Here is a 26,319-nt window from a genome sequence, read left to right on the forward strand (position 1 = left end):
AGAGTTGACAAGACTATTAGTTTATGTATAATATTACATCTTGAGCTACTTTATTACCTAAAATTAATCATAAATAGTTAAAGTTTATCGGACAAGGAAATTACAAACGTCTGCGCCAATATTTTCACAACCCAAATGTGAATAAGCCTCTAGAAGAAATCTATGCAGATTTAGATGCTTATACCTATGAAATTTTTGAAAATGAACCGGATCGCTTTAATACTGTTAGTTTTTTTGTCGTTTTACCTCCTGTTCGCTATGAAGGGCGATTAATTAAAGGTTTGTATTTGAGCTAATAAGTCGATTTGTTGAACAAAGTATTACCCCAACTGTCGCAATATTTTTTCGCTCATGCTTATTCAATGTATGCGGCTTATCCTTGGTCAAATGAGGACGTAAAAACTTTTTTAATACCTGTCTCGATCACTATTCTTATTATCAAGAAAACGTTCCTAATTATGTTCATGGACAAGCTTTTAATAACTTTTGGTTGGATTTAGCAGTTCAACAAAATTATCAAATGAGTCTGTCTGATTTTCTCTACGGACGTTCGGATAAATCTCATTTACGTGGCTTAGTCAAAATTTATAAAATCTTGAATCAATGGCTACAATTATAAGAGATTATTTTCCCAAGGGATAAGATCCTACTGGCAAAGTTTTATTAGAATCTGTCTCTATATATACATTATTTTCAATAAATCATGCTAGGATATCTCAAACGTCAAGATGGATGAGTAAATATCTATGCCTGACCAGCAAGCTCAAGTTTGCCCTGTTTGTAAAGTGAGAATCGTTAAAGCAGCAGGAGGAGATAAAGTCTTATTTTCTTCCGGGCCTCCAGGAACAAGATCCAGGTTATCAGCACGGGTTTGTCAGTTCGTGAAAAAGAATGGGTGCATTAATAAAGATCCGAATTTGATCGGAGATATTAAATCTGAAGACTACTATAAACCGGAGTTATAAATGAGTCAATTCAGGTGATTTTCAGGAGGAGATTGTTGATAAACAGGTGATGCAATCTCCTCTCAAACAATTAAACATTTGTGAAAGCGAGTATGCACTGTTTTTGGTTTAAAGTAAACTGTAAGCTGAAACTATTTACTACGAACTGAAATGACTGTTTCTATCTCAAACAACTCCAACCATGCCCTCGTCATTGGAGGAAGCATGGCTGGACTACTTGCTGCCCGAATTCTACTCAACCATTTTGAACGTGTAACTCTCGTTGAACGCGATCACTTTCCGTCCCAACCTCAACAGCGCCACGGTGTTCCTCAAGGTAGCCATGTTCATGTTTTATTAATCCAAGGACAGCAAATTCTTAATGATTTATTTCCCTGTTTAGAACAGGAACTTATTGCCGCAGAAGTTCCTCAAATTAACTGGACAGCAGAGTGGCTAACTTATAGCATTCGAGGTTGGCATCCTCGTTTTCCTTCAGACTTGAAGGTTTATGCTTGCAGTCGCAACTTTTTAGAATGGAAAATTCGGCATCTTTTAACAGCCAATCAAAAGCTAGAAATTCTAGAAGATTGTCAGGTACAAAATCTCATCGCAAATTCAGATCAATCTCAAATTATTGGTGTTGAACTCCACAACCGAAACACAAACAAAACCCAACACATTCAAACGGATTTTATTGTTGATGCGGGTGGACGTAATTCAAAAACTCCCCAATGGTTAACGACTTTAGGTTATCAACCCCCTCAAGAAACAATTATTAATTCTTTTTTAGGATACGCTAGTTGTTGGTATCAAAAACCTGATGGCTTTGAAGCAGACTGGAAAGGATTATTAATAGAAGCTGAACCCCCTAATAAGACTCGGGGTGGTGTATTATATCCCGTAGAAGGAAATCGTTGGATCGTGACTTTAATGGGTTCAGGTAAAGATTATCCACCCACAGATGAACAGGAATTTTTAGACTTTGCTCGTAGTTTACGACATCCAATTTTATCAGAAGTGATCGCCAAAACTCAACCGATTTCTCCCATTTATAGCTATCGACGCACTGAAAACCGTTTACTTCATTATGAAAAACTACCTCAACTTCCAGAGGGATTAATAGCAATTGGAGATGCAGTTTGTGCATTTAATCCGATTTATGGTCAAGGAATGACAACAGCAGCTTTAGAAGCTTTAATGCTGGATAAATGTTTACAGAAAAGAGAAAATTTAGCCCAATTTACTCCCTATTTTTATCAACAACTGTATCAAGTTATTCAAAATCCTTGGATGCTAGCAACGGGCGAAGATTTTCGCTGGAAAACGACGGTCGGGGGAAAAGCTAATCTCTCGACTTTAATTTTACAAAAATATACGGATCAACTGATGACAATGACAAACAAAAATCATAATATCTATTATATCTGGCTTAAAGTTCTTCATATGTTAGAGCAACCTACAGCTTTGTTTCATCCTCAGTTTATTTTGCAAGTTTTGCAACAGATGGCGAGAGAACCTTTCTCTACGGTTGAAGACAATTTATCAAAAATTCCGACTATTTTTTATGAATAGGAAATACTTAAATATTGGCGACTAATGATTAATAGAGAGTGAGAAGTGAACAGTAGGAGGAATTCATAAATTGCCTCTGTGCCTTGTATCCTTGTCTCAGAGTTCTCTCTGTAGTCATTTCCTACTGGGTTTAATTTTTTTGTAAATCAAGAACAGATTACTGGTATTATAAGCCATCAGTGTAGTGCCTCAAGGATAGAATTGTTTTGTTTAATGGGACAATCTAACAGCTTTGGGTACAATTTGAGTGCAAATTTGAGCTTTAGAAAGACTGAATTTGATTAAATTTGATTAAATTCTATTGAATAGAGTTGAATTTGATTTATAGTATTTAGTCTGACGATTAACCCTTTGATTAAAAATAGTAGAAGATTCTGCCCTGAACTTATTCTGTGGTTCGTTTTTCCCAACTCTCTAAAATACCATGAATCAAGACTCTCAAGAACGGCATCAAGCCTATTGGCGTGCCAATACCAAGCTCATTATCACTCTCCTACTGATTTGGGCTTTTGTTTCTTTAGGATGCGGAATTCTTCTGGTTCCTGTATTAAATAATATTTCTCTCGGCAACGTCCCGTTAGGATTTTGGTTTGCTCAACAAGGATCAATTTATGTGTTTGTCATTCTGATTTTTGTCTATGCTCATCAAATGGACAAACTAGATCGCAAATATGATATCAAAAGGAGAGATTAAATCATGTCTGTAGAAGTTTGGACGACTATTTTTGTGATCATCTCATTTATTCTTTATCTCTATATTGGTTGGAGTTCGAGAGTTCGAGATAGTAAAGAATTTTATGTAGCCGGACAAGGGGTTCCTTCCCTCGCTAATGGTGCTGCAACTGCGGCGGATTGGATGTCGGCAGCTTCGTTTATTTCGATGGCAGGATTAATCTCTTTTTTGGGATACGATGGTTCAATTTATTTGATGGGATGGACGGGTGGTTATGTATTATTAGCATTACTTCTTGCCCCCTATTTACGCAAGTTTGGGAAGTACACCGTTCCTGATTTTGTCGGCGATCGCTATTACTCAAATATTGCCCGTTTAGTGGCTGTTGTTGCGGCGATTTTTGTCTCCTTAACCTATGTCGCCGGACAAATGCGAGGCGTGGGAATTGTCTTTAGTCGGTTCCTACAAGTCAACATCGAAACAGGTGTGATCATTGGCATGGTAATTGTTGGATTTTTTGCCGTTTTAGGCGGCATGAAAGGCATTACTTGGACACAAGTTGCTCAATATGTTGTGTTAATTTTTGCCTTCTTAATTCCAGCGATCGCAATTTCTATTCTTCTGACTGGAAATCCCGTTCCCCAAGTCAGTTTTGCCTTCAGTGATATCATTCCCAAACTCAACCAAATTCAAACGGATTTAGGGTTTCAAGAATACACCCAACCCTTTGTGAATAAATCCATGTTAGACGTGCTGTTTATCACTATTGCTTTAATGGTGGGAACAGCCGGTTTACCTCATGTGATCGTCCGCTTTTATACCGTTCCTGATGTTCGTGCTGCTCGATATTCAGCCGGTTGGGCGTTATTATTTATTGCCCTGTTATATACTACTGCACCTGCACTTGCTTCCTTTGCTCGTTACAACTTAATTACCACCTTACATGACCAACCCATCGAAGAAGTACGTCAATTAGATTGGGTGAATAAATGGGAACAAACCGGACTTTTAGCCTTTGAAGACAAGAACAACGACGGACGCTTTCAACTCACTCCTAATGCTGAAACAAACGAAATCACAATTGACCGTGATATCATCGTTCTTTCGACTCCAGAAGTCGCTAAATTAGCCCCTTGGGTGATTGCATTAGTCGCCGCCGGAGGACTTGCCGCCGCTTTATCAACAGCTTCCGGTTTATTACTCGTTATCTCTAGTTCGGTTGCTCACGATGTTTATTATCGCATGATTAACCCCGGAGCATCAGAATCTTTGCGAGTGATGGTCGGTCGAATTATGGTCGGATTTGCGATCGCTATTGCTGGATATTTTGGGGTGAATCCCCCTGGATTTGTTGCCCAAGTTGTAGCGTTTGCATTTGGGTTAGCAGCAGCAAGTTTCTTCCCGGTTATTATTCTGGGAGTGTTTGATAAACGCACGAACCGAGAAGGCGCAATTGCGGGAATGATTGTCGGTTTAGCCTTCACAATATTCTACATTCTTGGGGTGAAATTCTACAACATGGAACCCTGGTTTTTTGGGGTTTCGGCTGAGGGAATTGGCACCTTAGGGATGATTCTCAACTTCATCGTCACTTTTGGGGTTTCTCGCGTAACACCACCCCCACCTGAGTCGGTTCAAAGGTTAGTTGAGGAGTTAAGAACTCCCGGTGATGAACCGCCTGCAATTGAAGAAGTTGGAGAAGACTATTTGGATTAATTTTAATCCGTTTGGAGGACATGGCATTCCTATGTCCTTCAATCAAGCCGATTTTAAAAGCACTTGAAATAATTGCCTAACTTTGTCTAAATCTTTATCACCGGGAGACTGTTCAACACCACTTGATAAATCAATTCCATCCGGTTTTAATAAATTTAACGCTTCTAATACGTTATCCGGTGTTAAACCGCCTGCCAATAACCACCGGATTGACGGACGAAATTGTTGTAAACTATTCCAATCTAAAGTGTGACCTGTTCCTCCTAATTGTTGAGGATGATAGGCATCTAGGAGTAAAGTATCAACGTGATCAATATAAGTTTCAGCTAAATCTAACGCTTCTGGGGTTTTCACTCGAATAGCTTTAATAATTTCTAAATGGGGGAATGATTGACGGAGGCGATCGCAAAATTCCAAAGATTCGCCACCATGTAGTTGAATTCCAGTCAAGTCTGCTGCCAATAGAGTTTGACTAATTTCCTCTAGGCTAGCATTAGCAAAAACCCCGATTCGTTCTACCGTTATCGGTAAAAGTTCAATAACTGCTTGAATATTTTGAGGAGTGATAAACCGAGGCGAACTCTGAACACAAATAAATCCTAGAGTCGTCGCCCCCAACTCAGCGATCGCTTTTCCCTGATCGGGTTTCGTAATTCCACAAATTTTAACCCGCATTTGAATACCTAAGTCTCTATTTTTTTTATTTTAAACTCAAATCCTGATCACGACCTTGATAAATCTATCGGAAGTTAGATGAAAAAATTTCTTAATCTAGTTTAGAGTTGTTGCAAGTTTTAACAAATATGTTAATTATTTCAACAATTTTATACTTTCGGCAAACTCATCCCTATAATACCAGATAACCTTAAACCTGACCGCATTTTAAGCATCAATTAATTTAAGAGGAGAACCCAATTTGATTTACTCTATGTTACATCTGGCTGTGCAATCTACCGTTCCCTCTACATCGCAGTGGTCGCCGAAAGTCGCACTGATTATGATTCTCTGTAACTTATTTGCGATCGCCATTGGATTTTATGCGATTCCTCAAAAAAATCGAGGTCGAGGCCCTGCTCTTCCGGTGCAATTACCCGGTTTATTTGCAGGCTTCGGTGTTCCTGAATTGTTAGCAACAGCCAGTTTCGGACATTTATTAGGTGCCGGAATGATTCTCGGATTGAGTAACGCAGGTGTCCTCTAAACCCGAGCTGAGGAGCGTTGTTGGTACACTAGAAAGAGAACATAATCAATCCTGGGTATCAACAACAGGAATAGCGAGAGTTAAGGATATAAAGCCCATGCAAGCAGGTTGGCGAATAGGATCAATATTTGGGATTCCGCTCTATATCGATTCTTCTTGGTTTTTGATTTTGCTACTTGTAACCCTTGCCAATAGCCAGGATTACTTAAAGTGGGGGCAAATCCTGTCGTGGAGTGCCGGGTTTGCCCTCTCACTATTACTATTTGGCTCTGTATTATTGCATGAGCTAGGGCATAGTTTAGTTGCCAAATCTCAAGGAATTCAAGTCAATTCTATCACCTTATTTTTATTTGGAGGAATTGCATCAATTGATCGCGAATCCAAAACCCCAGGTCAAGCTTTTCAAGTCGCAATTGCTGGGCCTTTGGTCAGTTTAGCACTGTTTTTTGTTTTGAGTTTAATGGCTCAGATTTTGCCTGAATCGAGTTTAACGGGCGCTTTAGCCAATCGCCTTGCGGGAATTAACCTTGTTTTAGCTTTATTTAACATGATTCCCGGCTTACCCTTAGATGGGGGTCAAGTGTTAAAAGCAGCCATTTGGAAATTTACAGGAAGTCGTTTTGCAGGCGTTCGCTGGGCGGCGAGAACAGGTCAAGCCATCGGTTGGATCGCGATCTCTTTAGGACTAACAATCTTTTTATTAGAAAATCAATTTGGCGGTTTGTGGATTGCTTTTATTGGATGGTTTGCGGTGCGGAATGCCACCTCTTATAATCGCATGACTGATTTACAAGAAATCTTGCTCAAAGTCACCGCAGAAAAAACAATGACCCGAGAATTTAGAGTCGTTGATGCAGATTTAACCCTACGAGAATTTGCCGACGAATATCTAATTACACCGGACACCGTTCCCGTCTATTTTGCGGCTTCTAATGGTCGTTATCGAGGGTTGGTTTCGATTGATGCTCTACGAGTCATTGAACGTAGCCAATGGAATATTCAAACCCTAAATGATGTGGTTAAACCCCTCGAACAATTAGTCACGATCTTGGAAAAAACACCTTTATTTGAGGTGATTAACAATCTAGAAATACAAAAACTTTCTCGGATCACTGTTTTATCTCCAGCCGGGGCTGTAGCAGGTATAATTGATCGCGGTGATATTGTTCGGGCTGTATTAACTGAAATGAAAGTTCCGGTTCCTGAAGGTGAGATTAAACGCATTAAATCAGAAGGAAATTATCCACCCGGATTACCTCTAGTTTCCATCGCCCAAACAACTGCTTCTTATAGCAAAGCTTAAAGATTTTTTCTAGAGTTCAGTACCACTCTCTCGGATTATTTTCTGGGAGTTTTGTTTTATAGTATAGCCTCAACTCTCTCTTGATTGTATGAAAAACACCTGAACTCAATGAGTAAGCGTTATCATAGGAATGATTAAATCCGATCAAATCTGTTGGTGGCTATGTAAATGAAACCGTTTGTTCATCTGTTGACTCAGATTTTCACTAGACTACCCCTGCGAGTTGTTTTGATTGTTCCCTTTATATTGCAAATTTTCGGGACAGTTGGACTGGTTGGGTATCTTTCTTTTAAAAACGGACAACAAGCCGTTGAAGACTTAGCACAGCAGTTAATGGATGAGGTGGGAGATCGGGTTGAGCAGAATTTTTCTAGTTATTTGAATACCCTAGAAAAAATCACCAAAAATAATGCAGAAGCCTTAAAAATGGGGATTTTACCTGCGGAAAATCTCGAAGTGTTACAGCGTTATTTTTGGCAGCAAATACAAATTTTTGAGCGAGCTAATGCTATCGGAATTGCTACAGAAAACAAAGATTTTTTAATAATTGAAACTCCCAGACTGGGAACACTAATTCTGAGAATTTATAATCAATCCACTCAAGGACAACAATATAACTACCAACTGAATGACCAAGGAAATCCGATTCAACTGGTTGAAACTCATTCTTATGATCCTCATAACGATCCGCCCGGTAATCCTTGGTATAGCCGAACAAAAAAGGCAGGAAAATCAATCTGGATACACAGTGTTTCTGCGCCTTTAGGTTATGACAAACCTATTGTAACTCTCGTTAATTTTCAACCCTTTTATAATCAGCAAGGCAAATTTTCAGGAGTGGTTACTGCGGCTTTTCATCTCTCTCAAATTGGAGAGTTTTTAGCAAAGCTGGAAATTGGAAAAACGGGAGAGGCATTTATTATTGATGGCGAAGGATTTTTGATTGCCACTTCTACAGGAGAACTCCCTTTTATTCAGAATTTTGATATTGATAAAGCCCGAACGCTCGATCCGAAAAGACGGAAAAAGTTAGCAATTAAAAGTGAAAGTTTTCTGGTTCAAAATGCCACCCAAACCCTGTTAGATAGTTTTAAAAGTTTAAAGCAAATTGATCGCCGTCAACAGCTTAATTTTAAATTTTATAATCAAAAGTATTTTTTACAAGTTACTCCCGCTCAACAAGATAAAGGCTTAGAGTTTTTTACGGTAATTGTTGTACCGGAATCGGACTTTATGGCTCAAATTTATGCCAATACTCGCACAACCGTTATTTTATGTATTATTGCTTTAAGCGTAGCCCTAATTTTAGGCATTCTCACAACTCGTTGGGTGATAAAACCTATCCTAAAATTAAATCAAGCTGCTAAAGATATCGCCCAGGGAAAATGGGATAAAACGATAGAAACAAAACGCAGCGATGAACTAGGAGAACTCGCCCATTCTTTTAACCAAATGGCACATCAACTACAAGCTTCTTTTGCCGAACTTAAAGATAGTGAAAGTCGCTTATTTCAATACCTTGAAGCCTTACCTGTAGGAGTATCTGTTCACGATATCACCGGAAAACTGTATTATGCAAATCAAACCAGTAGACAACTGTTAAATATTCAAACTCTTTTGGATGCTCAAGCAAAAGAACTGAGTCAAGCTTACCAAATTTATCAAGCGGGAACCGGAAAACTTTATCCCACAAATGCTTTACCTGCGGTTCGGGCTTTAAAAGGAGAAATTGTTTACATTGATGATCTGGAAATTCACTACCCGAATAAAATTTTACCCATAGAAGTTTGGGCAACTCCAATTTATAATGAACAAGGTCAAATCATATATGCGATCGCTGCTTTTCAAGATATTACCCAACGTAAACAAGCCGAACAACTATTAGCCGACTACAACTGCACCTTAGAAGCACAAGTGACTCAACGCACCCAAGAACTCGCAGAAGCCAAAGAAAAAGCCGAAGTAGCCAACGTTGCTAAAAGTGCTTTTATTGCCAATATGAGCCATGAATTACGCACTCCACTGAATGCGATTTTGGGATTTTCTCAAATTATGAATCGTTCATCTAATCTTCCCAATGAACATCAAGAAAGTGTCAAAATTATTAACCGTAGTGGAGAGTATTTACTCACCCTGATTAATAATATTTTAGATGTGTCTAAAATCGAAGCCGGAAAAATCACACTCAACTCTAAGAATTTTTATCTGGTTCGACTCTTAGATGAAATTGAAGAATTATTTAAGCTAAAATCGATCAATCAAGGACTACAATTATATTTTGAACGTGAAGATAATATTCCTCAATATATTCAAACCGATGAGTTGAAATTACGGGAAGTTTTAATTAACTTACTCAGCAATGCCATGAAGTTCACCCAGGTTGGAGGTATTTATCTGAGAGTGAAAACTAGATCAACTCCCGAAACAGAACCCTCAACTCAAACCCTCTATTTTGAAGTCGAAGATACAGGAGTGGGAATTTTATCAGAAGAACTCAGTCAACTATTTGAAGCTTTTAGTCAGACTCAAAGCGGAAAACAAGCCCAAGAAGGAACAGGTTTAGGGTTAGCCATTAGTCAGAAATTTGTAGAACTTATGGGCGGTGAAATTAACGTTAAAAGTCAAGCAGGAGTCGGAACTATTTTTAGCTTTAATATTCAGGTAAACGTAGTTCAACCTACAGAAGTAGAAACCCAAACCTCTCCTCGGAAAATTATTGCCCTTGAACCCCATCAACCTTGTTATAAACTTCTAATTGTTGATGATAACCTGATTAACCGTAAACTGTTAATTCAACTGCTGAATCCTTTTGGGTTTGAACTCAAAGAAGCAACAAATGGCAAAGAAGCAATTGAAATTTGGCAAGACTGGGAACCGCATTTGATTTGGATGGATATGAGAATGCCTGTGATGGATGGTTATGCAGCCACAACCCAGATTAAAACCACAACCAAAGGACAAGCAACGGCGATTATTGCGATTACGGCTAGCGTATTAGAAGAGGATAGAAATATTATTCTCTCAGCCGGATGTGATGACTTTGTGCGGAAACCCTTTCAAGAATCTATAATATTTGAAATGCTGGAAAAACATTTAGGAGTTCGTTTTATTTATGAAGAAATTAATGTCTCTACGAAACAAGAAATTAGTTCTACTTTAGATGTAGATAGCTTAAAAGTCATGCCACCCGATTGGTTAGAGGAACTTTATCAAGCCTCAATGGATTTAGATGATGACTGGGTTTTAACACTTATTACTCAAATTCCTGAAAATCAAGCTTCTCTGGCAACAGCTTTAACCTATTGTGTTAAAAATTTTCGTTTGGATAAAATTATTGATTTAATTGAAATTATAAAAAGATGAATAACCTTTTAACATCTTCTCAACCCGAAAATATTTTAATTGTTGATGATCATCCCGAAAATCTAAAAATTTTAACTCAGATGCTCTCTCAGAAAAATTATAAATTGCGAAAAGCAATTAATGGGGAAATGGCTTTAAACGCAGCCTTTTCTAAGCCACCTGATTTGATTTTACTCGATATTGTTATGCCTGAAATGGATGGTTATCAAGTTTGTCAACATATCAAAGAAAATCCAATTACATCTGAGATTCCTGTGATTTTTATCAGTGCGCTTGATGAAGCCTTTAATAAAGTGAAAGCTTTTGAGATGGGCGGAGTTGATTATATTACCAAACCTTTTCAAATCAAAGAAGTCTTAGCGAGAGTTCAGCTTCAGTTACGACTCCAACACCAAACACAACAATTAAAAGAACAAAATCAGAAACTTCAACAGGAAATTAACACACGAAAGGAATTAGAAATTCAATTAAATTTATTTAATCAAGCGATCTTTACTTGTCGCAATGGCGTGATTATTACCGATGCTACTCAAAGCGATAATCCGATTATTTATGTTAATCAAGCGTTTGAAAAAATTACTGGGTATTCTGTGTCAGAAGTTTGGGGTAAAAATTGCCGTTTTTTACAAGGTGAAGATCGAGATCAACCGAATTTAGATATTATCCGCAACGCCCTAAAAAATGACGAAGATTGTTTGGTAATAATACGGAACTATCGCAAAGATGGAACTCTGTTTTGGAATGAAGTCTCGATTTCTCCAGTGCGAGATGCTGGAGGAAATATTACTCACTATATTGGTATTCAAAGTGATATTACTGAACGTCATCGAATGCAAATCGCTTTAGAAGAAGCCAACCGAAAGTTACAGCATTTAGCTAATATTGATGGTTTAACTCAAATTGCCAATCGTCGCAGCTTTGATGAAACTTTAGAGCAAGAATGGAAACGTTGTTTTCGTGAACAACAACCGATTGCTTTAATTCTTTGTGATGTGGATTATTTTAAAGCTTACAACGATTATTATGGTCATTTACAAGGCGATGAATGTTTAATCCAAGTTGCTCAAGCCATCAGTCAAGTCATTAAACGTCCAGCCGATTTAGTTGCTCGTTATGGGGGCGAAGAATTTGTGGTGATTTTACCGAATACAGATGGTTCGGGGGCGCGACAAGTTGCACAATTGATTCAGGATCAAATTCGACAACTGCAAAGCCCTCATGTCAAGTCTGATGTTAGTTCATATATCACCCTAAGTTTAGGGATTTCGAGTATAATTCCGAGTGGTATGACGAGTCCAGAGCAGTTAGTCAATGCAGCCGATTCCGCTCTCTATCAAGCCAAACAACAAGGACGAGATCAGATTGTAGTTAACCCTAATATTAACCCAAAAAAACCCCAGTCTCTCAGAGAAACTGGGGAATTGTCCTAAGCAAAGTCTAGATTATATTACGCAGCACACTTAGGCTTAAGAAGCTTCACCTTCAGCTAAAGCTGCGGTTGTTTTTTCTCGATTTAACTTCAGCATTAACACGCCCAACGGAGGTAAGCACAAATCCAACGACTGGGGATAGTTGTGGAACCACCATTCTTCTGTCCACTTACCGCCCAAGTTCCCCATATTGCTTCCGCCATATTCACGAGCATCACTATTAAACAACTCTGTATAGAAGCCCGCTTCTGGAACCCCGATGCGATAATGACTGTGAGGTTGAGGCGTGAAATTACAGACTATGACAATAAACTCATCGGTATCTTTGGCTCGACGAATAAACGACACCACACTATGACGATTATCAGTACAATCAATCCACTGGAACCCTTCCTCAGCAAAGTCCTGTTCATAGAGTGCAGGTTCAGAACGATAGAGAGCGTTCACATCCTTGAAGAAGCGGTGAATATTCTGATGACCTTCGTATTGCAGCAGTTCCCATTCCAGAGTTCCCCAAGCATTCCACTCTTTCCTTTGACCAAACTCCATCCCCATAAACATCGTTTTCTTACCGGGATGAGCAAACATATAGGCAAATAAGCAGCGGACGTTGGCAAATTTCTGCCAATCATCCCCAGGCATTTTACCCAAAATATTACTCTTACCATGTACGACCTCATCGTGAGACAAGGCTAACATGAAGTTTTCGCTGTGGTGATACCAAATACTGAAAGTAATATTATTTTGGTGGAACTGCCGGAACCAAGGGTCCATGTGGAAATAATCCAACATATCGTGCATCCAACCCATGTTCCACTTCAGGTTGTACCCTAAACCGCCTACATAGGTCGGCCAGGACACCATCGGCCATGCTGTGGATTCTTCGGCGATCATCAATGTGCCGGGATAATAGCCGAATAAGACATGATTGGTTTGACGAATGAAATCGGCCGCTTCAATATTTTCACAACCGCCATACTTGTTGGCAACCCACTCTCCATCTTCACGACAATAGTTGAGGTAAAGCATCGAAGCCACCGCATCCACCCGCATTCCATCAATATGGAATTTGTCAAACCAGAATATGGCGTTAGCAACCAAGAAGTTACGGACTTCGTTGCGACCATAGTTAAAGACCAGGGTTCCCCAACCTTTGTGTTCCCCAATCCTCGGATCGCCGTGTTCGTAGAGATGAGTCCCATCAAAGAAGGCTAAACCATGTCCATCTTTGGGGAAATGTCCAGGTACCCAGTCTACAATTACCCCAATCCCCTGTTCATGGCATTTATCTACCAAATACATAAAATCTTCGGGGGTACCAAAGCGGGAACTTGGAGCATAATAACCCGTAACTTGATAACCCCAAGAGCCATCAAACGGGTGTTCTGCAACTGGGAGCATTTCGATATGAGTATAGCCAAGTTCCTTAACGTAGGGAACCAACGTCTCAGCCATTTCTCGATAGGTTAAAAAGCGACCACCCGGATCAAGTTCAATCGCTTGAATCGCAGGTTCTACCGTGCCATCGGGTAACTTGTGGGGTTCGGACATCGATGCCCGGTTCCACGATCCGATATGACATTCATAGACGGAAATCGGCCCAGTCAGGGGTTCGGTGTGGCGGCGTTCCTCCATCCACTGAGCATCATTCCACTCGTAGGTATCGAGATCGGTGACAATTGAAGCGGTTTTGGGTCGGACTTCCTGTTGAAAACCGTAGGGATCGGATTTTTCGTAAATGTGTCCTTCCCAGTTTTTCACCTCATATTTGTAGTGAGCGCCAACTGTGACTTCCGGGATAAACAGTTCCCAAACGCCATTCCCAAACTTCCGCATTTGGTGTTTACGACCGTCCCAGTAGTTGAAGTCACCGAGTACAGAAACGTTACGAGCGCTAGGCGCCCAAACCGCGAAGTAAACGCCATTGACTCCATCAATCGTATCCGAGTGAGCGCCGAGCTTCTCATAGATGCGATGGTGATTTCCTTCCGTAAACAGGTGAATATCAAAGTCAGTCAGTTTGGGAGAACGGAAGGCATAGGTGTCATAAGTGACCCGCTCATGTTCTCCTTCTTTGTAACGAATTTGATAGTTGGCGAGTTTGGGGGTATCGAGATCAAGAATACATTCAAAGAAATGGGGGTTATGAACCGACTCCATTGCATATTCTTCTCGTTGTTCCGGCAAAATGACCCAGGCTGCTTCAGCATTGGGGAGGTAGGCTCGCACTACCCATACCGTTTTGCCATCCTTTTCGATCTGATGGGGGCCGAGAACTTCAAAGGGATCGCTATGATGATTCCAAACAATCCGGTCAATTTGATCATGTGCGATAGTGGTCATGGGGCTCACACGCTACTACTACTACAAACAGGTTAATCTCAAACGGGCAAGTTATATTACAATACATTTTTTAGCGAGTTCCAGGAATTTGTCATCTATCCCTAGCTCTAGCTTTAAAAAATTAGGCAGATCTATTAGGGATCAAGCCTTTCTCTATGCACAAATGCTTGATCACAAGTATACAAATCAGTTGACCTCTATAGGAAGTTTCTCTCATATTTCTTTGAAAGGATACGGATGATAATTTGGAAGTCGTTGATATTATTGCATAAAGCATTAATGATCTGTAACAAAAAAGAGGAATCTAGCCTTCTGAGGATAAACCCGGTGGTAAGGCTTCCCCACACAATTGATGAATCCGAGTGATATTTTCAAACAGCCAAGGATAGTTTTCTCGATAGTCGGGAATTAACGCCAGAGGACTCAATAATGCCGCCGCCGCTAGATCGGCTACACTGATGCGATCGCCGACGAGATAGGGACGCTCCCGCCAAACTTGCAACACCTCAAAGGCGATTTTTAAGCGTTGGGTGGCTAACTCCGCAGACGCTTGATCAATCCCGTATTGACGACGCACCACTTGAATCACCACTTGAGAAGACCAAGACGGATCGATCTGTTTGCCTGCACCTGCACGAAACTGATAATAAACAAATCGTGTCGCGGTGCCAATACTTTCGTCGAGCCAGTCTTCCAGCATCAACGTCTGAGTTTGCTGTTGCGGATCATCAAAATATAAGGGCGGAGTTGGACAATAAGTGTCTAAAAACTGGAAAATTCGACTCGAATCTGCAATCACACTCGGTTGATTGTCCAATTGCGGGACTAACACCGGAACTGTCGTTAAACCCGTCAGAGGTTTGAGTTTCAAAAGGTGCAATCCGGGTGTTAAATTTTGAACTTGGTAGGAAATACCTTTATAACCCAGAGCTAAACGGGCTTTACGACAATAATGAGAGGTACTGAATTGTAACAAAAGCATCGGTATAGACAGTTAAGATTGTACTTGAAGCTTGAGAAAATCTAAAAAAAACAGTCAAACTCAAAAATACTATCAATTCCGCTGTAATGCTTGAAACTTGCTAATGGTAATATGAGAAAGAAATTCTACTGCCTGTCTGAGTTTTTTTGCTGACTTCAGCTTCAATAACTGAACTTGATAACTGACTAGCGATCGTGATTGTCTAACCCTGAGCTATGACTATTGCATTCCGACCCACCCGTTCTATCTCTGAGCGCCCGTCTTCATCTCTGACTACGCCGACGACTCCGGGAAATATCATCCCCCTCGCCCCAGCCAGACTTCAACGGAAGCCGCGCACTCAACCGCTTGCTCAACCCGAATCAAATTCAACTCCGGAAATCATTGAGCTTGATGTTGTTGAAATTTTACCGAGTAGGCCCCCTCAACCGCTTTGGCTGCGATCGCTGACTACCCTACAACAAGTCTCCTCTATTGTAACTGGAGCTGTTGTCGGAATTACCCTCAGCGTCTACAGCTTAACAGCCTATCGAGAATCGGCTTGGACACAAGAATATCAGACTCTAGAACATTATCGAACCCAAGAACAACAACTACGAGCCACAAATGAAGTTCTCAAGCATCAAATCGCTCAAGGCGCCCAACAGCCCGATACCGGATTAGTCGAAAGAGAACCTCTAGATATGATCTTTTTACGTCCAGCACCCCCCCGCCCAGAAGTCTCACCGGAAGTTCCCCCCCTCGAACTTAATTTAAGTCCGACTTCTACCTCCAATAAACCTTTAGGATATTAGCCAGATCAGTAAAAATCAATCAAAAATTATCTCCGGGGTGACGATTCACTGAAAAAACGATTAACTGAATTATCATGGATTTTCCTTCTAGATCACGTTTGAATAGACCTCGTTTTTCTCGTTCTATACAGACTAAAAAGCCTGTTAATTCGTCATCTCGATTTTCGGGTTTAGATCCTCGTAAGCCTCAAAAGCCCGTTGCTCGTAAACCTGCCCAAATCAAAAGATGTAAGTCCTCTCGTCTGCGAATGGTGTGGCTCATTTTGTTGGGGGGATTATTCGGACTATTGGTGAATTTATTTCGCCTACAAATTATGATGGGGCCAATGCTCAAACAGCAAGCCCAATTTCAACAAAGTCAACGGGATCTTCCGTTTGTTCCTCGCCGTCCGATTAGTGATATGAATGGTCATATTTTAGCCATTGATCAAATCGTTTATACACTTTACGCTCATCCCAAATTATTTCAACAACTTCCTGCGGAGATCGCGGAGAAATTATCTAAGGTATTAGTGCTAAATGATTTAAAAAATCCCACCGCCAATGAACTCCTTGAACAATTTCAAGAAGCAGATAGTGGGATTAAAATTGCTGAGTCTATTAGTGAAGAAGTCGGCAACCACATCGCTAGCTTGAGAATTGATGGATTAGAACTTATCCAACAACGGAAACGCCTTTATCCTCAACAAAATATTGCTTCCGATATTGTTGGTTATGTCGATAGCGAAGGTAAAGGTCAAGCTGGAGTTGAACATAGTCAACAAGAATTACTCGAACGAGTCATGCCTTCTCTAGAGTTTCAACGTTCAGTTAATGGCAATTGGGTTCCGACTCAACTCGCTTCTGGATTTATTCAGCTTGACGACTTAGAATTGCGACTCACCATTGATACTCGTCTCCAAAGAATGGCTCGTAAAATTCTCAAAGAAAACGTTGAAAAAAATGAAGCAAAACGCGGTACTGTGGTTGTCATGGATGCTAGGAATGGTGAAATATTGACATTAGTCAATGAGCCATCCTACGATCCCAATGAGTATTGGAAATCGAATGTTGAAAACTTTAAAAATTGGGCATTATCTGACCTCTATGAACCCGGTTCTACCTTCAAACCGATTAATGTTGCAATTGCTTTAGAAGCAGGAGGCATTCAGCAAGATACTATGGTTTATGATGAAGGTCGGATTCAGATGGGTCGATGGACAATTCAAAATGCTGATTACAATTCTGTGGGGACTCGGGGTTCAGTCAATATTACTGATGTGATTAAATATTCGAGTAATATTGGCATGGTTCACATCATGCAGCAGATAGAACCTGAAGTTTTTTATGATGGATTAAAACGATTAGGACTCGGAGAATTGAGCGGTGTTGATTTACCCTTTGAAGTCGCAAGTACACTGAAAACACGCCATCAATTTATGAATGTTCCGGTAGAATCTGCAACCGCAGCTTTTGGTCAAGGACTTTCAATTACACCTCTAAAATTAGCTCAATTAAATGCAACTTTAGCTAATGGTGGAAAACTCGTCACTCCTCATGTTGTCAAAGGATTATATAACAGTAAAGGACAACTTTATTGGGAAACTTCTTTACCTGAATCTCGGCAAGTTTTCTCCTCTAAAACTGCCAATAAAGTCTTAGAAATGATGGAGTCGGTTGTCACCGCAGAAGATGGTACGGGTAAAGCTGCACGGATTGCAGGTTATCGCGTCGCGGGAAAGACAGGTACAGCCCAAAAAGCTTCTGCGACTGGCGGTTACTCAGAAAATGCTCGAATTACCAGTTTTGTTGGGATTTTAACTGTTAATAATCCTCGTTATGTTGTCATTGCAGTCATTGATGAACCCCAGATACCCGGTGCCAGTGGTGGAAGGGTTGCAGCGCCTATTGTTAAATCCGTCATGGAAGGTTTAATTGGACTACAAAAAATACCTCCTTCTGATTTAAACGCCAAACCTGAAAGTGAACTTGAGAGTGAAGAATAGATGATTTAGCTTTAAGGAAAATTGAATATTTTGACAGACTATCGAGCTTTAATAGTAGGAAATAAATTATAACAACTCAAGTTTTTTGGCTGTAGAAAGTTCCAAATTATTTGTAGTTTGAGTTAAATCTTAAAAAGCTAGGAATTGGTTATTTTTTGATTTTTTTCGACTGATTGGTTTGTCTTTATTGATCATACTTGTTCTGACTATTCGTTAATGACTTGATCGGAACTTGATTGACTCTCATACTCGATCAACTCAGCAATATCATTTTGGAGGATATAACAAAACTTCTCTAAGGGTAAATCATTGGGATCATGTCCAAATGGATTTTCAATCTCTAAGCCTATTTCTTCAATTCCGAGTAAAGAAAAAGTAATGACTCCCACCGCAGGAACCGTTAACCAGTTCAACTCCTCAACGAAAGTAAACGGTACACTCAAACAATAAATAAGCAACAGATGTTTTAAGTGAATAGAATACGCTTTGGGTAGCGGACTCGAAGCAATGCGATCGCAAGCAATCATTGCCTCTAAAATTCGATCTATTGACTGATTTAATTCAATGAAAAAGCGATAGTTAATCAGATTTTTTTCATACATTCTGATTAAATAATCCGCTAACCAATTCGCAACTCTTAAAGGTCGTTGCTGAATCTGTTGAAGTTCCGAAAGCTGATTGGGTGTGAGTAAATTTTTCAGCTCAGTTTCTATATTTTCTTTTCTGACATGAACTTTGATTACCCAAACTAATGTACTCACTAATTGAATAGAATCTAATTTATTTTCTCTGTCTTTATTTGTTTTTGTCGGAATAAAAAAATAAATATTTCGAGCTAAAACTCGACCATTATGAATCATCACCCCCCAAAGTTTACGACCTTCCCAATATCGTTCGTAGGCTGTATTTGTTCTAAAAACCAAGAGTAAACCCAGAACAATACTCGGAATTAAACTGCTAAGAATAGGTTGATTGACAGCCAAGCCTTGAGAATAAATAAAATTAATCAAACCTGCAAAAATCATGGACGCCAAAACTCGTCGCCAAATTGACCGAATCACTGAACTGCGGATATCCAGAGCTAATTTTAACCAATTAAACCAACTTTTTTGTTCAGTAACTATTTTTGACATTGGATGACTATTTTCAAATTAATTTATATTAATTTTTTGATGGAGTTTGAGGTCAAGCTGAATAGCCTGGAGAGATCGATTGACTTATCGCTGTTGATGGGTAATTGTTGAGTCAACAGTCGCTCATTTATTCAGCATAAAGTCAAAAATTGCTGAAATCAGTATACCGCAAATTTCTATCTATCCGATGAGTAAATCTATCGAACTTTCGATCACTCCCAGAGTGTCGCTGTGATCATGGCGATCGCTCGCCCCCCAAAATTCCCTCGTAAAAAGCCTGAATAGACCCGGTTTGACCGCCGAAAACCTGAGTTCTGAGACTGATCTCATCGATCACAAATTACAGCAAACTTGATCGCAGATCCCTTTCCCCTGCTACCATGACATCTGTGCATCAACTTGGACGGTGACTAAACCGATCCGTATTTGTTATTTACACGTTACCTAAGGAAGTATTATAAACCGGAAACCTTATTCTAACGTAACTTATACTTACTCAATCCCAAACTGAAATATAGGAATGAGTAAAAAATGAAAAACCTCCCTAGATTATTTCTAAGGAGGTTTAACACTACTGGAACTCAATCAATCTATTCAATCTACTACACTTAGTCTAGCTGATAAACAACCCTTAAGACAGCTTGCACAGTTTCATCCTCTAAGTTTAAATTAAGCCGTTCTAGTTCATCCTTAGCCGCGTCTAAGCTCAACGGCATCTTAGAATGATTTAGCAAAATATCAACTGTAGTTTTAAGATTTTTACGCTTTTTGTAAGTAGTATCATTTTGAGTTGTAGAGTGTCCCATGCTTCTAGCTCGTATCTCTTGAGGGATGCCATACATTTCACCTAGTTGATTACCTAAGTGCCTGAAAACATATGTTTCTGTGCAAGGAAACCCATTGTTGTTCAAATACCCTGAGTGAGTGTTGTTAAACCCTGCACAAATACTCTCTGGGTCAGAGTCAGGGCAGGGTTTGTACTCATGTAAGCCAATATCTCGTATTCTTAGCAATTCAAGGAGTTCGTTTTTAGTTGTAACAGGTTTACAAATACGCTCCCCAGTTTTAATTGATGTACCAAAATAGGTGTAGTGTCCTAATACCAATAACATCGTTTTATTGTTTGGGTCATTGATAGCGGGTATAGTTACACCGTCTTTTGTGTATGGCTTGTCCAGATTGATAGCCGCAGCTATTTCTGATGGACGTAAAGCGTATAAGATACACATACCAGTAGCCCATAGCCAATTTTTTCGAGCTTTAATTGACCGAGAATTTCTCATTTCTTTGTTAAGCATCATTTCTCGCCATTGCAAGAACTCATCCCATGAACAAGATTGAGTCTCTTTAAAGATAGTTTGGGTCGGGTAAATTTCTGAAAAACATTCTAGTAATTGCTTTTTGTTTGCTGATTTTTCTGCTATCATTCTTAATTTGTAATAACATTTTTTGAAGCTACTACAACCTTGGTCGTAAGTGAATATAATTTTTTTCATCTCATCCCAATTAGGGTATTTATCCCAGTCTGAGATTTTGTTGTAGTAGTGCAGACTTCCTCGTTTCCAAGTTCTTACATCATTAAGGATATCGCGACTTCGTGAACGTTTAGTGTGAATATTGACCCCGCTAAAATACTCACATTCAAGTTCTTGGATAATCTCACGGTAAGTTTTAAGGTCATTAACTAATTCGTTAGCACCCTCTACCTCTTGTTTGTACCATTCATCAAACTCTGAGACAGTCTTAAGCTTGTCCAGTGCTTCTTTAATTTTCCACGCTTTATCACGCGCTTGGTAAACTCCTGATTCGTCAAATGGTACACACGCGCTCTTAGTCCCGCGAGTACCAGTAAAGGGGTTTACCCACTGTAAGCACAAATACTTATTGTCCTTAATTGCAAAACTGAACCCTTTGGGCATCTGACCGCCTTTTTTGAGTTCGGTACATTTTGCTTTAACAGCTTTAGCAAGTTCTAACTGTCCTTCATATCCCTTGTAAGTGCCGTCACCGCCTAGCTTTGCGTTGTTACTCATTTTTTACTCATTCCTATACTTCAGTTTGGGATTGAGTAAGGGTGAGTCACGTTAGAATAAGGTTTCCGGTTTATAATACTTACCTTAAGTAATGGCTAGCGCGGGTATTTAGACGTATGCATTTGAGTGAAATTACTCATCCGAATCAGCTACATGGTTTATCGATTCACGAACTGCAAGAAATTGCCCGACAAATTCGTGAAAAACACTTAGAAACAGTCGCAGCAACCGGCGGACATTTAGGCCCTGGCTTGGGAGTCGTAGAACTCACTCTCGCCCTCTACCAAACTCTGGACTTAGATCGAGATAAAGTCGTTTGGGATGTTGGCCACCAAGCCTATCCCCACAAAATTATCACAGGTCGCTACAACAACTTCCACACGTTGCGACAAAAAAACGGCGTTGCAGGCTACCTCAAGCGCTGTGAAAGCAAATTTGATCATTTTGGAGCCGGACACGCCTCCACCAGCATCTCAGCCGCCTTAGGAATGGCGTTAGCACGGGACGCGCAGGGCGAAGACTTCAAAGTTGCGGCGATCATCGGAGACGGGGCTTTAACCGGAGGTATGGCCATCGAAGCGATCAATCACGCCGGACATATGCCTCACACCAAGTTTATGGTGATCCTCAACGATAACGAGATGTCGATCTCACCCAACGTTGGCGCTATTCCTCGTTATCTCAACAAAATGCGCCTCAGTCCCCCTGTTCAGTTCCTCAAAGACAACCTGCGAGAACAGTTTAAACAGATTCCCTTTGTCGGCGAAACCTTTACCCCCGAAATGGAACGTCTCAAAGAAGGGATGAAACGTTTAGCCGTTCCCAAAGTCGGCGCGGTGATCGAAGAACTGGGCTTTACCTACCTTGGCCCGGTTGATGGTCATAACTTAGAGGAGTTGATCGAAACCTTCAAACAAGCCCACAGCATCATTGGCCCGGTGATGGTTCATGTCTCCACCACCAAAGGAAAAGGCTATGCGATCGCTGAAAAAGATCAAGTCGGCTATCACGCCCAGTCTCCCTTTAACCTCGCTTCTGGAAAAGCGGTTCCCTCAAACAAGCCCAAACCTCCGAGTTACTCCAAAGTGTTCGCCCACACCTTGGTTAAACTTGCAGAAAATAATCCTAAAATATTAGGAATTACCGCAGCAATGGCAACGGGAACCGGTTTGGATAAACTCCAAGCCAAACTCCCCAAACAATACATTGATGTTGGCATTGCAGAACAACACGCTGTTACCTTAGCAGCCGGTTTAGCCTGTGAAGGAATGCGTCCGGTTACGGTTATTTATTCGACCTTTTTACAACGGGCATACGATCAAATTATTCACGATGTTTGTATCCAAAAACTGCCTGTTTTCTTCTGTTTAGATCGGGCGGGAATTGTGGGCGCAGACGGCCCGACTCACCAAGGAATGTATGATATTGCCTATCTACGGTGCTTACCTAATATGGTGATGATGGCACCCAAAGATGAGGCAGAATTGCAACAAATGGTTGTCACCGGAATTAACCATACTGAAGGGCCGATCTCCATGCGTTATCCGCGTGGTTCGGGTTATGGTGTGCCGTTAATGGAAGAGGGTTGGGAACCGTTACCTATTGGTAAAGGAGAAATTCTTCGCAGTGGTGATGATTTGTTGCTGTTGGGATATGGTTCAATGGTTTATTCGGCAATGCAAGTTGCAGAAATCTTGAGCGAACATGGCATAGAATCAACGGTTATTATGCCCGGTTTGTTAAACCTTTAGATACTGAGTTAATTCTACCTTTAGCCCAACGAATTGGCAAAGTCGCGACTTTAGAAGAAGGCTGTGTGATTGGTGGTTTTGGTTCGGCTGTAGCTGAGGCGTTAATGGATAATAATATTTTGGTTCCGTTGAAGCGGTTCGGAGTTCCTGATCAGTTAGTTGATCATGCGACTCCCGATCAGTCTAAAGCGGATTTGGGTTTAACCAGTTCTCAAATTTCTGAACAAATTCGAGAATTATTTTTCAGTAAACAACCTTCTCCTGTGAGTTAGGTAAACTGATAGAAACCCGGTAATTGATTCAAAACTGGGTTTCTTTTTTTGATCAGGGCATAAGCCTTGCGCCTCGACCAAGAGTTACTAAAGATAACATCTAAAATAGAGGGTTGTTAATTGTTTATCGGGTTAATATTATGACCATTGCTGAAGATTTGCTTCGTCCCTCACCAGAGTTTGAAGAAATTGAGTATCCCCCTGGTGATTTAGAAAGTCAGGAGCTACCCTTGGAAAGTGAACTGCATTTGCGTCAAATATTACTGCTGATTCAAACGCTAGAATATCTTTGGAGAGATCGTCAGGATTTCTACGCTTTTGGAAATCTGACTATTTTTTACAGCCCGAATCAGAAAAAATCTGAATATTTTAGAGGGCCTGATTTTTTTGTGGTACTCGATACCGAACGCAAACCCCGGAAAAGTTGGGTTGTTTGGGAAGAAGGGGGAAAATATCCTCACGTTATTATTGAACTCTTATCTAATTCAACGGCTAAAGTTGATCGGAGCGAAAAAAAACAAATTTATCAAGAGATTTTCCGCACACCCGACTATTTTTGGTTTGATCCGAACACATTAGAATTTCAAGGATTTGAGTTACTCCGAGGACAATATCAAGAGATTCAACCCAACGAAAACCGATGGCTTTGGAGTGAACAATTACAACTCTTTCTCGGGGTTTATGAACAAAAATTGAGATTTTTTACTCCCGAAGGTGAATTAGTTCCCACCCCCGAAGAATCAGCCGAAATGGAAAAGCAACAACGGGAAGCAAGCGAACAACAACTCGAAATAGAACGTCAACAAAAGCATACCGAACAACAACGCAATCAAAGATTAGCGGCTAGATTACGAGAGTTAGGTGTTGATCCTGATACCGTGTGAATACCGTGTGAATGATGTAACCTTGGGGTAAAATATCAGAAAATTGATCAAAATACAAGCCTCACTCTTGATCACAACATCCAGTCAAACTTCAACAATTCAAAGCGATCGCCATCCCCAAAACAATAAAAGCAGAGAAAAGGTTCAATGTCTAGTCTGAACCCTATTTCCTACTCTGAGACTGAGCATAGATCGAGCAAAAATTTAGAGGCTCAATACAGGCTCAAACATTTAGTCTACCCGTTCCAATTGCCAAAGGATTTGATTTCCCTCACGGCGAACTCTAGAGACTTCCCAATTCCGCCAAGCCCAGTTATCACCGCGACTGGTGACAGCACTAGCATTGACATCCATCAGATCAGCCAATTCAGAACTACTGATCAAGTAACCCTTGCTGGCAATTTCATCAGCAATATGCAAGGTTTCTATCAAATTACGAAGTTGGTTAACCCTAACCTCACGGGGTAACACTTCTTGTGCATCATTCGTTATGTCGTTCATAGCAAAATCAGAAACAGCAAGATTAGAGTTCACGTTATTACACAGGATTTTATCGTTATGTTAGCAATCCTGCCAGCTTTGTGGGAAACATTTAGGAAAATTGATTTGAAACCGCTTGGAAACCAAATTAACAAAATGGACAATCGATCCCGATCAGTTCCATTAACAGACAAGGGGACAAATTTTGAATTGTGATCGCAACAGATCCGATTAAATTTGTCCATTGATTGAGTCAATTATGTTGATTCGTGACATCTATAGCAAAATGAACTCAACTTGTTATGCTATAAAGTTATTACTCGTTAAACAGTAACCTGTTGGGAAACTCCGGTGAAACTCCGGGGCTGTGCGGCAACTGTAAGTCATTCACGAGCAAATTGACAAGCCAGAAGGCCAACTGGTTACGCACCACTCTATATCCTGCCTAGCACAGGAAAGGGGCTTAAATGCTTATTAATCAAACCAAAAACTTCAACCTCAGCCTTCCTCCTCTACCGTTGCAACGTCCTTTGTTGCTGATCGGACATGGAACTCGCGATACAGAAGGCCGCCAAACGTTCCTTGATTTTGCCGAAGCCTATCAAGCTCTTGACCATTCTCGCCCCGTTGTTCCCTGTTTTCTAGAACTAACCGGCCCAACCATTCAAGAAGGCATTGAACGCTGTATAAAGCAAGGCTACACCGATCTCTCTGCATTACCGTTGCTATTGTTTGCAGCCCGCCACAACAAATTTGATATTACGAACGAACTTGATCGATCCCGAGAAATCTATCCTCAACTTAAGTTTCATTACGGGCGTCATTTCGGGATCAGCCCCCTGATTTTTGAGTTGTGGAAAACTCGTTTAGCAGAACTTGATCGCCCTGATATTCCTCGTTCTGAAACCGTTATACTTTTTGTCGGACGAGGTTCTTCAGATCCAGATGCCAATAGCGATGTCTACAAACTCGCTCGCATGGTGTGGGAAGGAAGCGGTTATCAGACAGTCGAAACCTGTTTTATTGGCATTACTCATCCCCGTCTAGAAGAAGGCTTCCGTCGCGCCCGTTTATATCAGCCCAAACGGATTATTGTCTTACCTTATTTCTTGTTTACTGGCGTGTTAGTCAAGAAAATTTTCGACATCACCGCCCAACAGCAAGAACAATATCCTGAGATTAACATGACCTGTTTGCCGGAAATGGGCATTCAACCCGAACTGTTGCAACTATTACGCGATCGCGAAATTGAAACCCAACTCGGTCAAGTTCAGATGAACTGTGAAGCTTGTAAGTTCCGGTTAGCAGCCGTTTCTGGTGACTCACACGCTCATGATCATCACGCTCACGCTCACGCTCACCATGATCATGATCATCACGATCACTCCCATGAGGCGGTTGACCCCTATGCTGATCCGCAGCAATACCATCAACGAATTTGGCAAGCCCCATAACCC

Annotated in this window: 19 protein-coding genes, 1 pseudogene and 1 riboswitch; of the genes and pseudogenes, 14 read left to right on the top strand and 6 right to left on the bottom strand. The window is 40.5% G+C overall.

From position 1 onward, the window contains the following. Window positions 1–137 precede the first annotated feature (137 nt). From L8106_RS33870 to L8106_RS21070, 5 genes are all read left to right on the top strand, one after another. Complete coding sequence (locus tag L8106_RS33870) at window positions 138–296, top strand: hypothetical protein (RefSeq protein WP_009786471.1); 159 nt, start codon at window positions 138–140, stop codon at window positions 294–296. A gap of 450 nt (window positions 297–746) precedes the next feature. Beyond that, window positions 747–965, top strand: coding sequence for a hypothetical protein (locus tag L8106_RS21055; protein ID WP_009786473.1), 219 nt, complete (start codon window positions 747–749; stop codon window positions 963–965). Between the two features lie 150 nt (window positions 966–1,115). Continuing rightward, complete coding sequence (locus L8106_RS21060; RefSeq protein WP_071941431.1) at window positions 1,116–2,519, top strand: NAD(P)/FAD-dependent oxidoreductase; 1,404 nt, start codon at window positions 1,116–1,118, stop codon at window positions 2,517–2,519. A 424-nt stretch (window positions 2,520–2,943) separates the two neighbouring features. Further along, window positions 2,944–3,213 (top strand): DUF4212 domain-containing protein, encoded by a 270-nt coding sequence (locus L8106_RS21065; protein WP_009786475.1) that lies wholly within the window; start codon window positions 2,944–2,946, stop codon window positions 3,211–3,213. A gap of 3 nt (window positions 3,214–3,216) precedes the next feature. Next, window positions 3,217–4,908 carry a sodium:solute symporter family protein gene (locus tag L8106_RS21070; RefSeq protein WP_009786476.1) on the top strand — a complete coding sequence of 564 codons (1,692 nt, stop codon included), beginning with the start codon at window positions 3,217–3,219 and terminating at the stop codon, window positions 4,906–4,908. A gap of 42 nt (window positions 4,909–4,950) precedes the next feature. Here L8106_RS21070 and L8106_RS21075 read toward each other — a convergent pair whose 3' ends face one another. Further along, window positions 4,951–5,583 (bottom strand): phosphoribosylanthranilate isomerase, encoded by a 633-nt coding sequence (locus tag L8106_RS21075; protein ID WP_009786477.1) that lies wholly within the window; start codon window positions 5,581–5,583, stop codon window positions 4,951–4,953. Window positions 5,584–5,824: 241 nt separating this feature from the next. Here L8106_RS21075 and psaK point away from each other — a divergent pair, with 241 nt between their 5' ends. The 4 genes from psaK to L8106_RS21095 all read left to right on the top strand — a co-directional run bounded on the left by psaK (window position 5,825) and on the right by L8106_RS21095 (window position 12,205). Beyond that, on the top strand, window positions 5,825–6,109 hold the full coding sequence (gene psaK, locus L8106_RS21080) for a photosystem I reaction center subunit PsaK (RefSeq protein WP_039896868.1): 285 nt from the start codon (window positions 5,825–5,827) through the stop codon (window positions 6,107–6,109). Between the two features lie 97 nt (window positions 6,110–6,206). Continuing rightward, complete coding sequence (locus tag L8106_RS21085; RefSeq protein WP_009786479.1) at window positions 6,207–7,412, top strand: site-2 protease family protein; 1,206 nt, start codon at window positions 6,207–6,209, stop codon at window positions 7,410–7,412. Window positions 7,413–7,580: 168 nt separating this feature from the next. Next, window positions 7,581–10,775, top strand: coding sequence for an ATP-binding protein (locus L8106_RS21090; RefSeq protein ID WP_009786480.1), 3,195 nt, complete (start codon window positions 7,581–7,583; stop codon window positions 10,773–10,775). Then, window positions 10,772–12,205 carry a diguanylate cyclase domain-containing protein gene (locus L8106_RS21095; protein ID WP_009786481.1) on the top strand — a complete coding sequence of 478 codons (1,434 nt, stop codon included), beginning with the start codon at window positions 10,772–10,774 and terminating at the stop codon, window positions 12,203–12,205. Before L8106_RS21090 ends, L8106_RS21095 begins: the two co-directional genes overlap by 4 nt. A gap of 36 nt (window positions 12,206–12,241) precedes the next feature. On the opposite strand, the gene glgB is transcribed toward L8106_RS21095, so the two are convergent. Both glgB and L8106_RS21105 read right to left on the bottom strand, forming a co-directional pair. Beyond that, the gene (glgB, locus tag L8106_RS21100; RefSeq protein ID WP_009786482.1) at window positions 12,242–14,548 is read right to left on the bottom strand and encodes a 1,4-alpha-glucan branching enzyme; all 2,307 of its coding nucleotides are present in this window, start codon (window positions 14,546–14,548) and stop codon (window positions 12,242–12,244) included. A 304-nt stretch (window positions 14,549–14,852) separates the two neighbouring features. After that, window positions 14,853–15,530 carry a glutathione S-transferase family protein gene (locus L8106_RS21105; protein WP_009786483.1) on the bottom strand — a complete coding sequence of 226 codons (678 nt, stop codon included), beginning with the start codon at window positions 15,528–15,530 and terminating at the stop codon, window positions 14,853–14,855. A gap of 215 nt (window positions 15,531–15,745) precedes the next feature. Here L8106_RS21105 and L8106_RS21110 point away from each other — a divergent pair, with 215 nt between their 5' ends. Together L8106_RS21110 and L8106_RS21115 are read left to right on the top strand one after the other, a co-directional pair. Then, entirely contained in the window at window positions 15,746–16,324 is a 579-nt protein-coding gene (locus L8106_RS21110) for a hypothetical protein (RefSeq protein ID WP_009786484.1), read from the top strand. Between the two features lie 74 nt (window positions 16,325–16,398). Then, complete coding sequence (locus L8106_RS21115; protein ID WP_009786485.1) at window positions 16,399–18,309, top strand: penicillin-binding protein 2; 1,911 nt, start codon at window positions 16,399–16,401, stop codon at window positions 18,307–18,309. 206 nt (window positions 18,310–18,515) lie between these two features. On the opposite strand, the gene L8106_RS21120 is transcribed toward L8106_RS21115, so the two are convergent. Together L8106_RS21120 and L8106_RS21125 are read right to left on the bottom strand one after the other, a co-directional pair. Then, window positions 18,516–19,442: a bestrophin family protein gene (locus L8106_RS21120; protein WP_009786486.1), complete on the bottom strand. Its 927-nt coding sequence runs from the start codon at window positions 19,440–19,442 to the stop codon at window positions 18,516–18,518. Between the two features lie 608 nt (window positions 19,443–20,050). Then, complete coding sequence (locus tag L8106_RS21125) at window positions 20,051–21,475, bottom strand: hypothetical protein (RefSeq protein WP_009786487.1); 1,425 nt, start codon at window positions 21,473–21,475, stop codon at window positions 20,051–20,053. Window positions 21,476–21,591: 116 nt separating this feature from the next. On the opposite strand from L8106_RS21125, the pseudogene dxs reads away from it, so the two are divergent. Beyond that, a pseudogene (dxs, locus tag L8106_RS21130) lies at window positions 21,592–23,498 on the top strand (1-deoxy-D-xylulose-5-phosphate synthase). A 140-nt stretch (window positions 23,499–23,638) separates the two neighbouring features. Further along, window positions 23,639–24,382, top strand: coding sequence for a Uma2 family endonuclease (locus tag L8106_RS21135; protein WP_009786490.1), 744 nt, complete (start codon window positions 23,639–23,641; stop codon window positions 24,380–24,382). Between the two features lie 231 nt (window positions 24,383–24,613). Here L8106_RS21135 and L8106_RS21140 read toward each other — a convergent pair whose 3' ends face one another. Beyond that, window positions 24,614–24,883 (bottom strand): hypothetical protein, encoded by a 270-nt coding sequence (locus L8106_RS21140; RefSeq protein WP_039896876.1) that lies wholly within the window; start codon window positions 24,881–24,883, stop codon window positions 24,614–24,616. Window positions 24,884–25,173: 290 nt separating this feature from the next. Continuing rightward, a riboswitch (cobalamin riboswitch) is annotated at window positions 25,174–25,300 on the top strand. A gap of 29 nt (window positions 25,301–25,329) precedes the next feature. Between L8106_RS21140 and L8106_RS21145 the strand changes: the two genes are divergently transcribed. Next, window positions 25,330–26,316: a sirohydrochlorin chelatase gene (locus L8106_RS21145; protein ID WP_009786492.1), complete on the top strand. Its 987-nt coding sequence runs from the start codon at window positions 25,330–25,332 to the stop codon at window positions 26,314–26,316. Window positions 26,317–26,319: the final 3 nt, after the last annotated feature.

The organism is Lyngbya sp. PCC 8106, from assembly GCF_000169095.1.
Classification (GTDB): Bacteria; Cyanobacteriota; Cyanobacteriia; order Cyanobacteriales; family Microcoleaceae; genus Capilliphycus.